This window comes from Sulfitobacter sp., assembly GCF_036961165.1.
Lineage (GTDB): Bacteria > Pseudomonadota > Alphaproteobacteria > Rhodobacterales > Rhodobacteraceae > Sulfitobacter.
On sequence record NZ_JBALVJ010000050.1, the window covers coordinates 1 to 14638 of the forward strand.

General features: G+C 56.6%; 11 protein-coding genes and 2 pseudogenes. 3 read left to right on the forward strand and 10 right to left on the reverse strand.

Annotation, left to right across the window (positions count from 1 at the left end; translation table 11 throughout):
• Positions 1 to 5 precede the first annotated feature (5 nt).
• The 9 genes and pseudogenes from V7730_RS16740 to V7730_RS16780 form a co-directional block, all read right to left on the reverse strand.
• The gene (locus V7730_RS16740; RefSeq protein WP_335748739.1) at positions 6 to 656 is read right to left on the reverse strand and encodes an SDR family NAD(P)-dependent oxidoreductase; all 651 of its coding nucleotides are present in this window, start codon (positions 654 to 656) and stop codon (positions 6 to 8) included.
• Between the two features lie 23 nt (positions 657 to 679).
• Positions 680 to 1819 (reverse strand): annotated as a pseudogene (locus tag V7730_RS16745) (aminotransferase-like domain-containing protein); the annotation flags it as partial.
• A 134-nt stretch (positions 1820 to 1953) separates the two neighbouring features.
• Positions 1954 to 3360 (reverse strand): FAD-binding oxidoreductase, encoded by a 1407-nt coding sequence (locus V7730_RS16750; protein WP_335748740.1) that lies wholly within the window; start codon positions 3358 to 3360, stop codon positions 1954 to 1956.
• Positions 3361 to 3448: 88 nt separating this feature from the next.
• The gene (locus V7730_RS16755) at positions 3449 to 4522 is read right to left on the reverse strand and encodes a malate/lactate/ureidoglycolate dehydrogenase (protein WP_335748741.1); all 1074 of its coding nucleotides are present in this window, start codon (positions 4520 to 4522) and stop codon (positions 3449 to 3451) included.
• Between the two features lie 13 nt (positions 4523 to 4535).
• Positions 4536 to 4973: a hypothetical protein gene (locus V7730_RS16760; RefSeq protein ID WP_335748742.1), complete on the reverse strand. Its 438-nt coding sequence runs from the start codon at positions 4971 to 4973 to the stop codon at positions 4536 to 4538.
• Positions 4974 to 4985: 12 nt separating this feature from the next.
• Entirely contained in the window at positions 4986 to 6590 is a 1605-nt protein-coding gene (locus tag V7730_RS16765) for a GMC family oxidoreductase (RefSeq protein WP_335748743.1), read from the reverse strand.
• A 40-nt stretch (positions 6591 to 6630) separates the two neighbouring features.
• A complete protein-coding gene (locus V7730_RS16770) occupies positions 6631 to 7563 on the reverse strand; it encodes a DMT family transporter (protein ID WP_335748744.1) in 933 nt (310 codons plus the stop codon).
• A gap of 140 nt (positions 7564 to 7703) precedes the next feature.
• On the reverse strand, positions 7704 to 8846 hold the full coding sequence (locus V7730_RS16775; protein WP_335748745.1) for an NADH:flavin oxidoreductase/NADH oxidase: 1143 nt from the start codon (positions 8844 to 8846) through the stop codon (positions 7704 to 7706).
• A gap of 590 nt (positions 8847 to 9436) precedes the next feature.
• Positions 9437 to 9790 (reverse strand): annotated as a pseudogene (locus V7730_RS16780) (transposase); the annotation flags it as partial.
• A gap of 626 nt (positions 9791 to 10416) precedes the next feature.
• Between V7730_RS16780 and V7730_RS16785 the strand changes: the two are divergent.
• From V7730_RS16785 to V7730_RS16795, 3 genes are read left to right on the forward strand one after another with little or no spacing between them, the layout of a single operon-like run.
• The gene (locus V7730_RS16785; RefSeq protein WP_335748746.1) at positions 10417 to 11226 is read left to right on the forward strand and encodes a hypothetical protein; all 810 of its coding nucleotides are present in this window, start codon (positions 10417 to 10419) and stop codon (positions 11224 to 11226) included.
• Between the two features lie 2 nt (positions 11227 to 11228).
• Positions 11229 to 11705, forward strand: coding sequence for a plasmid mobilization protein (locus tag V7730_RS16790; RefSeq protein WP_335748747.1), 477 nt, complete (start codon positions 11229 to 11231; stop codon positions 11703 to 11705).
• A complete protein-coding gene (locus tag V7730_RS16795) occupies positions 11696 to 12094 on the forward strand; it encodes a hypothetical protein (protein ID WP_335748748.1) in 399 nt (132 codons plus the stop codon). Before V7730_RS16790 ends, V7730_RS16795 begins: the two co-directional genes overlap by 10 nt.
• 381 nt (positions 12095 to 12475) lie before the next feature.
• Here the strand turns inward: V7730_RS16795 and V7730_RS16805 are convergent.
• Positions 12476 to 14638 (reverse strand): VCBS domain-containing protein (locus V7730_RS16805; RefSeq protein ID WP_335748749.1); only part of this gene is annotated, 2163 nt, incomplete at its 5' end.

Consider the following 14638-nt stretch of genomic DNA (forward strand, 5'->3'; position numbering starts at 1 on the left):
TGAAATCAGAGACGCCGCATGAAATCGGCGGACAACACCTTTGACAAACACCGGAACCAGCGCGTTCCAATAAAGCCCGGACAAATTGCATTCACACGGATAGCCGGGGCCAGTGCCCGCGCTAGAGATACCGTCATTGTATTCAAAGCGCCTTTGGTCGCGGCATAGGCGACCGATGATCCGATACCTTTGATCCCCGCAATCGATGATGTGTTCAGCACCGCGCTGGCCCGTCCGGTAGTTTCGTGTGCCGCGACAAGCAACGCCTTGGTGGCCTGTAGCATCAGATAGGGGCCCACCACGTTTACCTCATAGGTCTCCATGAAATCGTCTTTTGTCAGCACATTCAGGTCAGAATGGTCGCGCGCATGTCGTGTGATGCCGGCATTGTTCGCCAGAATATCTAATCGTCCCCGCCGCCCTGCTGCCTCGGCCAAGGTCTGGCAACCCATAGGGTCAGCGACATTCGCCTTCACCACCTCAACTTGCGATCCGGCTGCACGACAAAGGTCGGCAGCCTCTTCAGCCTCAACTACTGACCGGGAATAGTTGATGATGACGTCTGCACCGCGTTCCGCCAGCTTGACGGCCATGGAACGCCCCAGGCCCGTCGTGGAGCCCGTCACTAGCGCGATGCGCCCTTCTAAATCACTCATTTATCTTGCCCCCATATGTCGATTTAAGACTGTTCGATGTTTGAAATGCGCGCTGGGACCCCAAATTCGCGATGGCAAACCGCTGCGAGACGAGCAATCCCTTCGCGAATTTCGGCTTCCTTCGGATTACCAAAACACAGACGCATGCGACGGTGATTTTGCGCGCCATCGACGGCCCATTCGGCACCTGGGTTGATGGCGACGCCCTTCTTGAGAGCCTCCACTTCAAGATGCTTAGTGTCTACGCCGTCAGGCAATGTGACCCAAATGAAAATGCCGCCCAGCGGTGGCGTGAATTCTGCAGCCGTACCAAAGTGTTCTTCAAGCGCCTGTATGGTCACATCACACTTCGCTTTGAGTAGGGCACGAAGGCGCATGATATGATCCGTGAAGTGGTGTTTGCAGAACTCTGCCAAGACCATCTGGTCAAGCGCCCCAGTGCCCGCATCCGTTTTCAACGGCAAGATTTGTGCGAGGATCGGCCAGTCAGCCATGATAAACCCGATGCGCAAAGCTGGTGCGACGGATTTGGAGAAGGAGCCGCAATAGATAACGCGATTGGGCCGCCCTTCCGCTTGTGCGGCCGCGGCATCTAGGGCGCGGATAGATGGCGGCCGCATGCCGGACCACACCAGATCGGCATAGCAATGGTCTTCGAAAATCAGGCAGTTGTAGCGTGCCGCGAGATCAAGCAACTGTCGGCGGCGCTCCACCGGCATCACGCTGCCTGTTGGGTTCTGAACGGTCGGAATGGTGTAGATGAACTTGACCGGCTTGCCTGCACGTCGCTGATTTTCCAGCAACTCAGCCAGATGTGTCGGGTCTATCCCGTCGTCGTCAAGTCGGACCCCCAGATAGGATACGCCTAGCTTAGCCAACCGTGTCAGCGCGCCGCCATAGGTGGCTTCTTCGGCAATAACTACATCATTCGGTCCCACTAACAACTGGTTCACCAAATCAAGTGCTTGCAAAGAACCCGAGGTGATCAAAATATCATCTGCGCTGTCTTGCATATCGGCACTGTCGGCCATCCAGGAAGCAATGAACTCACGAAGGGGGCGATACCCTTGTGGCCCGCTGTTCAGCCCATAAGTAGCCAGTGTGGCACCCTCACGTGCGATCACCTTGGTCGCCGCGGCTGTCAGGGCCTCAACAGGAACACCGGCCGGATCGTTATGACCACCAACGAAATTAAAGGCTGGAAAGGCTTTGAAGGGTGCCTTTTCAGGCGCGGCAAATGAGTGCGAAACAGGGTCGTGACATCAAAGTGCATGGGATTGGTTCCTTTGCTGAACTATTATAAATGATTGCCCTGCATACTAAAAACACGACCAGGATTAAGGATATTCTTGGGATCCATCGCTTGCTTTAACGTGCGCATGAGGGCCAGTTCTGCCGAATTTCGACTTTGCCCCAGATAGGCGCGCTTCAGCGTGCCAATCCCGTGTTCAGCCGAGATTGAGCCGCCAACTTCGCCCACCCAACCATAGACGATCTCTTGGATTTGGCCTTTGGGCTGCGGCTCATCACCCACGGCTTTCGCGACCAGATGCAGGTTCCCATCCGCCAGATGCCCGCCAATATACAAACGGACATCGCCCAAGGCGTTTTGTAAACGGGTCAACAAGACTTCTTCGATGGTTTTCATGTCAGGAATGGACAGGCTGATATCGAACCCAACGGCAGGCTGTTGCTTGCCCATGGCATGCGCCATGCCGTCGCGCACTTCCCAGAACGCATTTATCTCAGCAGTGGAGCGCGACAGGACTGCGTCAACGATCATGTCTCGTTCAAGCGCCTGCGCCAGAGAGGTCTCAAACTTCTCAGTATCCCCCGCCGGATCAGAGCCCATCATTTCGATCAGAACGTAAAAAGGGTGGCCCACCGCAACTGGTGCTTTCACCCCAGCCACATCCGATAGGATTGCGTCATACGTCTTGGCCCAAATCACCTCAAACGCGCTGAGGTCCGCACCAAGGGCAGATCGCATGTGGCTCATCAGGTCAGACACCGCATCAAAGCTATCAGCTGCACAGAAGGCGACCACCTGCGTCTTTGGCTTGGGGAACAGCCGCAACGTCGCGCGGGTGATCAGGCCCAAGGTGCCCTCGCTGCCGATGAACAGTTGCTTGAGGTCGTAGCCGGTGTTGTTTTTGATATAGCCGTTCAGGCTGTTGACGATGGTGCCGTCAGCCAGAACCGCCTCAACCCCCAAGGTCAGATCGCGTGTCATGCCATAGCGGATCACCCTGTTGCCGCCTGCATTCGTGGCGAGATTTCCGCCAATACTGCACGAACCCCGTGACCCTAAATCAAGCGGATAGACCATGTCATGGGCATCGGCGGCCTCTTGCACCACTTGCAGCGCCGTGCCCGCCTGAACTGTGATTGTGCCCGCCTTTGGATCAATGCTCTCGACCTTGTTCATACGTTCAAGCGAGATCACAATCTCGCCGTGTTGGGGTATTGCGCCCACGACCAATCCGGTCAGCCCGCCCTGAACAACGACGGGTTGGGTGGCGGCGTGACAGATCGCCATAATCTGCGACAGCTCTGCGGTGGAGGTGGGTCTTAGGACCACGTCAGGTTTCACATCCCCGACACCGCGGGGGTCGGTGTGATAGCCCGGATGCACATCTGTGCCGCTCAGGACACCTGTCGCACCAAGGATGTCGCGAAAGTTTTCAAGAATGTCGGTCTGCATTGTGATCAACTGCTCTCCGTTTTGGTGGTAGACCTACTTTCGGCTTCTGCAATCAGCTTGGCAAGTGATGCGACCGGGCAAAATCTCATCAAGCCTCTGAGGTAAACGCGTCAATCTCTTCCTGCGGAACACCTGCGCTTTGCGCCGCTTCCATTAGTTGCGCCAACGTGCCTGCATCAACAAAGATGCCGTTGGCTTTGCGCTCCTGCGCGCTGCGGCGTTCGGGATCACCAGGCAATTGCACCGCATCAAAACCGGGGGCCGGAAGGGAGGCTTTCACCCAATCGGTATATTTGTCAACGTCGATGCCGAACGCCTCTGCCGTGCCGAAAACGTCCGGATCAATCAGGATCGCCATCATGTTGTTGGTGATGTTCGCCTCGACTTCCCGCTCTGGCAGATAAGCGCCACCGCCACTGAACGATCCGCCCAGAATGTCGCCCAGCAGGGCCAAGCCAAACCCTTTGTGCTGTCCGAAAGTCGTGAGGGACCCGCCTGCGTCATCAAACATGACTGAAGGGTCGGTGGTCGGATTGCCCTTTGCGTCGATCACCGACCCCTCAGGCACCTGTTTGCCGCTGAGGTGAGCTACACGCGCCTTGCCCATTGCGATAGTGCTGGTGGCCATGTCCAACAGGAACATCGGGTGTTTGTCGGTAGCCGGTATCGCGGTACAGTAGGGGTTGGTGACAAAGCGCGCGTCGCTGCCGCCAAAGGGGGCCACGATAGGGCGTGATGACTGCACGTTGGCGTATAGGATGCAGATGAAACCAGCCTCTGCCGCCATGGCCCCCCAATCCCCTAGACGCCCGAGGTGAAAGCTGTTGCGCAGCGACAGCACGGCAAAATGGCTGGCCCGTGCGCGTTCAATTGCGATTTCCATCGCTTGCTCAGCGACGATATGGCCAAAGCCATGCGCGCCGTCCACCAATACAAATGGTCCTTTGTCTTGAACGATCTTTGCTTTCCCATCGGGGATTAACTGCCCAGCCAAAATCCCTTCGACATAAGCGGGGATCATTCCGACCCCGTGACTGTCATGGCCTGTCAGATTTGCACTGACCAGGCGCGTCGCCACCTTGGCTGCCGCATCAGGTGTGCCACTGGCGTGGCTGAGAATGGAGGTCGCGAGAGCGGTCAGGCGGTCAGCGGATATTTTCATGTGCTTCAGGCTTTCATTTGGATCGATGTGCTTGGGGGGTTTTCCGGTAAATCTCGCCGCGTTCACGGACCGGATCAAGCAAAGAGAGGTCGTTGGTTTCTTGTGTATAGCCCGCAGGGTAGGGGGCGCGCACATCAATGTTCAGGGCGCTCATAACCCGCGTGTTGCGATAGTAGCACTGGACTGTAAGGGTCTGGATTAGCTCTGCTTCAACGCGAAAGCTCCGTCGGAATTCTTCTGCCTTTGCGGCATCGACAGGTGTTCCGTCTGACAGATACGCCAGTGCCGCAGCAAGGCGCGGGTGCAAACTGGCCCCGCTGGTCAGGATATCACACAGGATTTCAGGATCGTCCGCCCCCGGTTGGTTGAATGTCCCGGATGCAGGAATGATCTGCGCCACCAACGCTTTGAGGGCCGCTTGCTCGTCCCGGGTAAAGGCGTGTTCCTTCATTCCATCGCTCCCTTAGTCAAACAGATTTGCCAGACGTTGCTTCATCTGGTCGGCAATATAAAGCGCCAGAGCCTGCAACGTACTGGTTGGGTTTGCAGCCCCGCTGGTGACGAATATGCTGCCGTCGACGATGAACAGGTTGCGCACGTCGTGTGAGCGGCCCCATTCATTCACGACTGATCGTGCTGGATCAGACCCCATGCGCGCTGTACCAAGCAGGTGCCAGCCCGCCAAAGGAATGGGGGACTCTGTGATCACCTCTTTTGCTCCGGCGGCCTGCATCACTTCGGTACCGCGCTCGATGGCATGCGCCATCATCTGTTTGCTGTTCTCGCTTATGGTATAGGTGATGTGGGGCGCGGGGATGCCGTTGCTGTCGGTCTGGGTCGGGTCCAGCGTCACGCAGTTGTGCTCTTCAGGCAGATCTTCGCAGATCGCAAACAGGCTGGTCACCCGATCCTGAAGCGCGCGAAACGCACTGTGGTGATCCGTACCCCAAGGGATCTTCCCCCAGGTCATGCCTGCAAGAGCCGTGCCCACAGGCCCCATCCCTCGTGAAGTTTCGAACGTATATCCGCGCATAAACCTGCGCGTCGGATCGGTTTCATAGAATTGCTGGCTCATGATGCTTTTGTGCGGCCCATTATGCCCGTCCAGCGCCTCGTCAAAAACACCCTGAATGCTGGCATAGGGGTGGAACATTAGGTTCTTGCCCACCAATCCGCTGCTGTTGGCCAACCCGTCAGGAAAGCGTTTCGAGGTCGAATTCAATAAAAGCCGCGGTGTGCCGATGCCGTTACTTGCCATGATCACAACATGTGCTGCCTGGAACTGTTCCTCTCCGGCCGCATCATAGTAGATCGCGCCCGTCGCCATTCCTTTGTCATCCACAGTGATCTCGCGCACACGACAGCGGGTGCGCAGCTCCACGCCTTTGCGCAAGGCCTGTGGCCAGTAGGTAAGATCAACCGACCCCTTGGCCCCCTGCGCACAGCCACTGATGCAGGCCCCCAGGTTGATGCATTTGACTCGTCCCTCGTAGTCTTCGGTCGCAATGGCCAGATCGCAAGGCCACCAATGCCAGCCGTGCGCGTTAAAGCCTTCTGCCATCTTGCGCCCGGACCGCCCCATGGGTGCTCGGGGCATTGGCGGGGTTTTTCCAGCAGGATATGCAGGATCACCGGCAAGCCCGGAAACCCCCATCATACGGTCGTTTTCGGCGAAAAAGGGCTCCAGCATTTGATAGTCCACCGGCCAATCCTCCGCGACACCATCGAGGGTGCGGACACAAAAGTCGGATGGATGGAGGCGCGGGAAATGTGCCGCATATAAAACAGTTCCCCCGCCCGCACCGTTGAAATTTGTCACTTTGATTGGCGAGGCGTCGTCATTGACGGGATAGTCTTCGGGCAAGCCGCGTGCATTGGGGCTAAGCGCGAAATCGCCCAAGCGCCGTGCTTCCCAGTCTCGGCCTGTCGTTGGGAAGGTACGCTGATTAGGGATGCCGCCTTGCACAAGGCATAGTATCCGCATCCGGGTGTCGGCGAGGCTCCAAGCCACCGCCGCTCCGGAAGCGCCTGCACCTATGATCAAGACATCAACAGGATCGTGCGTCATGGATCGTTCTCCCCCGCGATGTTGGCCCGCTCAACTTGTGCTAATGTTGCCCACCTGCTTCTGGCGACACAATGGTTTGTTCGGTTTGTCGTTCTCGGTAAGCAATGAAAAGGCCGGATGAAAAGATCACGGCCGCGCCGATTAATGTAAATACATCGGGAATTTCTGCAAAAAACCACGCGCCAATGATTGCCGTCCAGATGAGCTTGAGGAAATCGAACGGCATCAGGGCTGTTGGATCGGTTTCCTTCAATGCTTGGCTTAAAGTCATTTGCGCAATTGTCCCGAAAAGTCCGATCAGGACCATCCAGCACAGTGTTTCAAATCCAAATGGCTGCCACACCCAAAGCGCTGGAATGACTGAAAAGAGGCCAAGAAAAATACCCATGTAAGCCACGATGGTCAGGCTGGATTCAGTACGCGACAGAATCTTGATGATGATCATCGCCACAGCCCAGAGCGCCGCCGCGGCAGTTACCAATAGGGCACCGGTTTCGATGGCTACGATGCCAGGCCTCAAGATAATCAACATGCCCGCGAAACCGAATAAGATGGCCAGCCAACGGTAGATGCGAAACCGTTCGCCCAATACAAGTACCGCGAGGATGGCCATAAAAATAGGGGCCGTGAAGCTGAGCGCGGTTACTTTTGCCAGAGGTGAGATTGAAAGTGCGGTAAAGAACATCAACATTGCCGCGATGTTGATCACCCCGCGCAACACATGGAGGCCAATCTTTTGCGTGCGCAATATCGCAAAGCGTGAGCGCATCAGGAGAGGTAGCAAAAACGCCAGTCCGAACACGTTACGAAAAAAGGCGATCTGAAACGGCGGCAGCACCTCAGATACAAAGCGGACCAGTCCATGCATGATCGAAAACGCCACTGTTGCGATGATCATCAGTAAGATGCCCTGAAGCCCCGGCGTTTGCCGATCCCAAAGCGCGCGATATAGGTTCAGGCTTGAGGTCAGCATTTCCTTGGCCGCCGTAATTCAGTATTCTGTTGATGCACAAACTGGATCAACGCGTAGCGTCGGTGATGCTGAGCATACCCATTTGGGCGTTTGACGTTGTGCATAAATTTATTGGTGCCATTGTGACGCCTTCGCGTAGGCTAGGGTTTGTAAAAATCAGACGTCTTTGCACGTGCGGCCAACCACCATCCAGATTGCTCCGGCCAAGACACAAAACTGGGGTCCGCCCCCAGTGTTTGGGCTGCATGCAGTGCCCACATCGGATCGACCAAGGCTTCGCGGCCAATCGCGATCAGGTCAGCCTGACCTTGTGCCAAAATGGCTTCAGCTTGCTGAGGATGTGTGATCAAGCCGACGGCCATTGTTGCCATATCGACGTCCTTGCGCACCCGTTCTGCATAGCTGACCTGAAAACCCGGTTGGCGTTTATTTGGGACACTCGCCGTTGCCGATCCGGCGATCCCACTTGACGAGCAATCCATCACGTCAACGCCGATGCGTTTGAGTTCTGCGGAAAGGACTACAGTATCATCAAGGCTCCACCCTTCGAGTGTGCCATCGACAGCCGAGGTGCGAAAGAACAGCGGCAGATCGCTAGGCCAAACAGCACGCACCGCTTCGGTCACCTCAAGCGCAAGCCGCATTCGTCCTAATAAATCACCACCGTACTTGTCGGTCCTTTTGTTGGACAAAGGCGACAGAAAACTGTGAATTAGATAGCCATGTGCGCCATGCACTTCGGCTATTTTATACCCGGCCACCAGCGCACGCTTTGTAGCCGATACGAAGTCCGCAATGAGATCGTCGATATCTTGCTCCGACAGTGCGTGTGGCATCGGCCAGCCTTCCGCGACCGGTATCTCAGAAGGGCCAACAGGGGTCCAAGGCATGTCTCCACGGGCAAAGTCAGCCTCCGATAAGGGCCCGTTCCCAAACCACGGTCTCTGCATGCCACTTTTGCGGCCTGCGTGAGACAACTGGATTGCAGGAATCGCCCCATTGCGCAGGGAAAACTCAGCGATACGGGCATGGACGGGTATCTGACTATCTGCCCAAAGGCCGGGACATCCATGGGTGATCCGCCCAGATTTCTGGACCGCTGTAGCCTCAGTGAAGACAATGCCCGCGCCGCCTATCGCGAACCGACCCAGATGCACCACATGCCAATCGTCCATATGTCCCTCATGGGCCGAATATTGGCACATCGGTGAAATCACCACGCGGTTGCGGGCCCTGAGACCACGCAGTTCGAAAGGTTGAAAGAGATGGGGAGCGGCAGCCATGGTAACTCCTGACTTGGTTTTCGATACAACGCTATCTCGGCAAGATAGAAGTAACAACAAACAGGTGTGTTCTGGCCGGTAAGTAGAAGGGTCCTTGGCGGAAGTCGCAGCAAAACCAGCTTTGCAAACGGTTCGCTTTTATTCAATACCGTCTTGGTATGCTGAGACGTAGTTTTGCTTAACGATCATTACTCGGACTACAAAAAACTGGTAAGCAACGGATATATATTCGGAGGCACTCAGTCGATTTCTTGTGTGGATCAAAATTTTCGGATGGAGAGGTTAAAGCCACCGCAGCGGTTGTTATCGTTGGAAAGTGTTTACATGACCACCATTGACGGGAAGTCTATGTGAGTCAGAGCGTTGGTCGAATGAGCTGTCTGAACTTGAGAGAAGCTGGGAGCCCTGACCATTGGCAACAACTTTCGGTAGCCTTGCCTCCAGAAGGTGTGAAGCAGCATTTCAACACTGAGAATAAGTGCATTAAGCGCCTTGCAGCAGTGCGGTGGCCTGCGGGCATAGTCTGCAGAGAGGTGGATCGGTTCGTTTGAACAGTTTTGAGCAGCTTCCTAAGTGGATTTCCCGCTCGGTTACGCCGCGACCGGGATTGGTTGCGGCTTGATCTGATATGCCTGATCGGGCGTCTGCCCGTCCAGCGATGAATGTGGTCTCCTTGTGTTGTAGGATGTCAGGTAGCAGGCCAGGCTTGCTCTGGCGATCGAGACGCTGTCGTAGGCGCACAGGTAGACTTCCTCGTATTTGATGCTGCGCCACAAGCGCTCGACAAAGACATTGTCGCGCCATGCCCCTTTCCCGTCCATGCTGATCTGGATGCCCGCGTCCCTTAGCGCCTTGATGAAGTCGATGGACGTGAACTGGCTGCCCTGGTCCGAGTTCATGATCTCCGGCTTGCCGAACCGGCGGATCGCCTCGTTCAGCGCCTTGCCAAACCACTAAATCCGAAATGGCGGTCAAAATGGGGGATGTAAAATCACCATTAACCCTTAAATCACTGATTCAAATGCAAAAAAATAAGGTTTATGGCGGAGACGAAGTCCGCAATATAATCCCTATAGATCATTGATAATATGTAATAATTACGATTATTTAGAGAATACCACGATTCGCACCATGCTAAATTGTATGTAGAGTCTCAAGCGCGATGGCGGGAGTTGAGAGGCGAAGATTGATTGCATGGATGATCCTGTCGACTCAATTTTGAATAATGCTTAACTACTTTCAATTTATCCATTTAAGACTGAATTGCTGAAAGCTAAGGGCACTGCTCCGCAGCCGCAGCTTTGCCTCATCTTCTTGGAAATACTAAGAGCGCGATACCTTATCCTGAATGCCTGGATTAAGCAGCCCCCCTCCTAAGGGGCAGGTTATTGGTTCGAATCCAATCGGGGTCACCAAAAACTCCTGAAAAATATGGCTAATTTACAGAGCTTTGTGCAGTAGCGTGCAGAAACTCCCGTGAGCTTTCGGGCCGAATTCTGCAGAAACGGCGGAAATCTCGTACAAAACTTGTACAAAATTCGCACGTCCTTGCGCACTTTGGGGCCCTCCAATGAGCTGGCGGGTCGCAAACACATGCGCGGAACGAAAGTTTGACAGCGCAACGCGCAAGCAGATCATCATGTTCTTGGCAGATAAGGCGAGCGACGATGGCTCCGGCATCTGGTGTTCCAAGGGCACAATCCAGCGGTACACGGAGCTGGGAGAGACCACAGTCAAGCGAACCGTCCGCGAATTCCTGAAAGAAGGCATCCTGATCGAGACCGGCGCGCGCACCTGCAAGAGCGGTTTCACCGTCGGCTACCGGATCGATCTGACCAAGGTTGAGGCGCTGGACCCTACGCTTGAGCCTGAGATTGAGACGGGGGCCAGACTGGACGGGGTACCGGGGCCACCACGGCCCCCAAACCATCCTAAAACCATCCATAAACCACCTACGCGCAGGCGCGAGGCGGCTGCGGATGAAGAAGCCGAGAAGATTTTGGCAGCCTATCCGCCCGACCGTTTGCGCAGCAAAGCGGCCTGCATTGCCCAGATCGAAGAGGCCATGAAGGACGGGATCGGGCCGGAGGAACTGCTGCTGACGGTCCAAGCCTACGCAACCGACAGCGCTGGTTTCACCCGCTCCAAGATCTGCTTTTCCGACAACTGGTTTCAGACGCGGCGCTGGCAAGGATACATCGAGGATATCCGCGCCAAGCGAGAGAAAGCCCAAACTGCAAGCGCCGATCACCATGCGCGGCTGGCTTGCTGGATCAGCGACCGCAGCCCGATGTGCAAACACATCACGCCGACCCAAGTCACGGCTTTGCTGGCGTCGAAGGTGGTGACGGAGGTCCAAATTCATGCTGCAGGGTTGTGATCATGACCGCAACCGATCCGACAGAAGAGCAAACAGCAAGGCGACCCATGTCATACGCTGGCGCTGCTGACATGGGACCTTACGAGGGGCGGCAAGCCTCCCCTTCGAACCCCACCGGCGCGGGAAAAGCCCACACCAAAGAGCCGCTGACCGAGACGTTCGTCTTCCGGTGCACAGTGGCAGAGAAGGCCCAGTTGCGCGCCAAGGCCGAGGCCGCTGGCCTGCCCGCTGCGACCTTGCTTCGCGAGGCGCTTGGCCTGACTGAGGCCCGCCGCCGCAATCCCATCCCCCGCGTTAATCCGGCGCTGGTGCTGGCCGTCGGGCGCATCGGCGGCAACCTCAACCAGATCGCCCGCTGGCTGAACCGCGCGATGCTCGCGGGCCGCGTTGATCTCGACGCGCTGACCGTTGCACGCCGCCTACTAACCATCGAGCGCCAACTTGCCCAGATCGTCGAGGCTGCGCGCCGATGTTGTTAAAGTTCTTTCGCAACGGCAAAGGCTCGGGTGCTGGTCCGGTCGGCTACATCGTGGCGGACAAGGTGCTGGCCTACGACGACAACCGCGACCTGATCCGCGATGCAAACGGCCAACCGATGACAGTCACACGGGAGCCGTTGCCGGAGGTCCTGCGCGGCAACCCCGACCGCACCGAGGCTCAGATCGACGCCAGCCGCCACCAGTGGACCTACCGCGCGGGCGTGATCAGCTTTGCGGCCACCGACGCCCTGACAGAGGAACAGCAGGTCGAGGTCATGGACGGGTTCGAGCGTCTGGCCTTCGCAGGGCTGGACCCGACGCAATATGAGGTGCTCTGGGTCCGACATACCCACGAAGACCGTGTCGAGCTTCATTTCTGCACGCCCTAAATCCGTCTGGGGAAAGCGGAGCCATGTCCGTCAGCTGATTTGCGCAACAGACTCCCGTGACGGGATACAATGTAATCTACGTGCCAGCTCTAGCCGCAATCCGCTTCAACCCTGATCTAAAGGCAAAATATACCGCGCTGCGTGATGCCGGAAAACCGGCAAAAGTTGCTATCGTCGCAGCCATGAGGAAGTTGATCGAAACCGCAAATGCACTCGTCAAAGCTGACCAAATTTGGGTCCAAAAAAATCGCTTGATCAAGACGGATACTCAAGCCCGGCGAATTATGTGCGATCATCCACGCGATCTGCATCTACTGGTGTTCCGCAGGCGCTGTAGTGTTGCCGCGTGGCCCGGCGGATGCTTAAGGATACCCCAGTCTGTTAGGCGACCGGCATATCCACAACCACATCGTCATCAATGCCTAATGTCGCCAGGACATTGCCGCCGTCGACATATTCGTAGATGTTGAGCATGTTGCCATCGCTGTCCTTGACGGCGGCTGTTGTCGCCGCGCGGAATTGACCTGTCCCGCCAGCGGCAAGGGTCAGCGTATCGATGAGGGCCTCACCCAGAATGACCATGCTCCCAGTCAAATCGGCCCCCAGCAGGCTGTTCAGTTCGACATGTCCGGTGTCCGACATGTTAAGGATATCGGCAAGGCTAAGCTCAAGCGAATTCGCAAGGCCATTCGCCATATCAATCGCTTCGATGCCGCTCAGTTGCAGGCTGGGCATCAGATCCGTCCCCGGCGCATTGCCGATGTCGATGAGCAAGGTGTCAGTGCCTGCACCACCGTCCAGGCGATCGATGTCCGCGCCAGGCGCATTGGATAGCACAAGGATATCATCACCGTCCCCCGCCAGCATAATGTCAGACCCGAGGCCGCCATCAATCGTATCGTCTCCGCCAAAGCCCAAGATCACATCATTCCCACCGGCACCATTGATCAGATCGCCCATTTCACCGCCCAATAGAAGGTCGCTGTCGTTCAGGCCGGTCAGCACTTCGGCAACGGTCGAAGCGCTCAGGCGTTCGGTGGAGAACAACACGATCTCTGCTGTGTTCATATTGCCATCAAGGTCAAAACGCACGGTGACGCTGAAGCGGTTTTCCATACCCAACAGAGTTTCGATCCCGTTGATCTCAGCCATGGCGAGGTCGTAGTTTAACCCAGTGTTTACAACGCCCGAGCTGGCTTTGTTGGCAATCACGCCGTGATCCACGCCATCGCTCGTCAGCGTCAGTTCGAAATCGATCAAGATGGGATTGAAGATCGCCGATCCGGACAACGCGCCAGACAATTCGCTGGGTGCGCTGAGCAGCGTTGGCGTCGCATCCACCAGGCTGAGCGTATTCAAATCGATCGCGGTGCCGATCCCGTAGACTTCGATCGTCACGCCGTATCCGATTGATCCGCCGTTGCGCAACGAGTCCAACGCGGAAACCCAGGCGCCACCGGTCGGGCGGCCATCCGTGATGAACAAAAGGAAGTTCGTCTCAGACGAAGGCTGGTTGTCAAAGAAGGTCTCTGCCGCGTCAAACGCCAGATCCCAACGCGTGAACCCGCCAGGATAGGGCAAAGCAATCACATCGCCCGGCAAATCAGGATCCAGCAAGTTGTAGGTCTGGGTGACCTGAACGTCCGTGGCGAAGGTCACAATCTGAACATCGACCGAGGTTGCAGAGCCGGAAAACTGCGAGGCAAGTTGCTGCAAGGCCGTGGCGACACTGAATGCCTGCTGCGCCCACCCTGTCGAGCCAATGCTGCCCGATCCATCCAACGCAAAAACGAGGTTGACTGATGTGGCATCGGGCGGGCTTGCCTTGATCGCGAGGTTGCCTGCCGGCGCGGTCGCCGTGGCCAGGGTGCTGATCTCGACGGAGGCCACGGCGCCACCCGGTGTCATCACCGGTGCGCTTTCGACTTCCACAGTCACGGAGCCTGATGTCACACCACCATCTGTGTCTCTCACGGTAAAGCCGAAGCTGTCGAGTCCCTGAAAATTGGTGTTCGGTGTGTAGTTGTAGGTGCCGTCGGCGTTCAGCGTCAGGGCGCCATTGGACGGCCCGCTGCCCGCGGCCGCGGCAAAGGTCAATTTCCCGCTGCTGTCAGCGTCCGTTGCCACAATCGCGCCGGAAAATGCCGTGTTCTGGGTGACTTCGGCGATAATGGTCTTGCTGATAACCGGTGCATCGTTGGTACCGGTGATGTTGATCCAAACCTCTTGCGTCAGGCTTTGGCCAAGATTGTCCGTGACAGTTGCCGTGAATGTTTCCGTGACGACTGCGCCTTGGGACAGCACTTCGGCACGCACATTGTCCAGCAGATACGTCCACGATCCATCTGACAGGATCGCAAAGGTTCCGTAGAGCCCGTTGCCACCGCCCGTCCAGGCTACGGTTCCACCGGCGTCGGGATCTGTTGCGACCAGACGCCCTTGGGTGAACGTCGTCTCGAACCCCTCGGTCACGCCGCCGCTGATTGCGCTGTTCGCCTGGTCGATGACAGGCGCGTCATTCGTGCCCGTTACCGTGACCCGCAC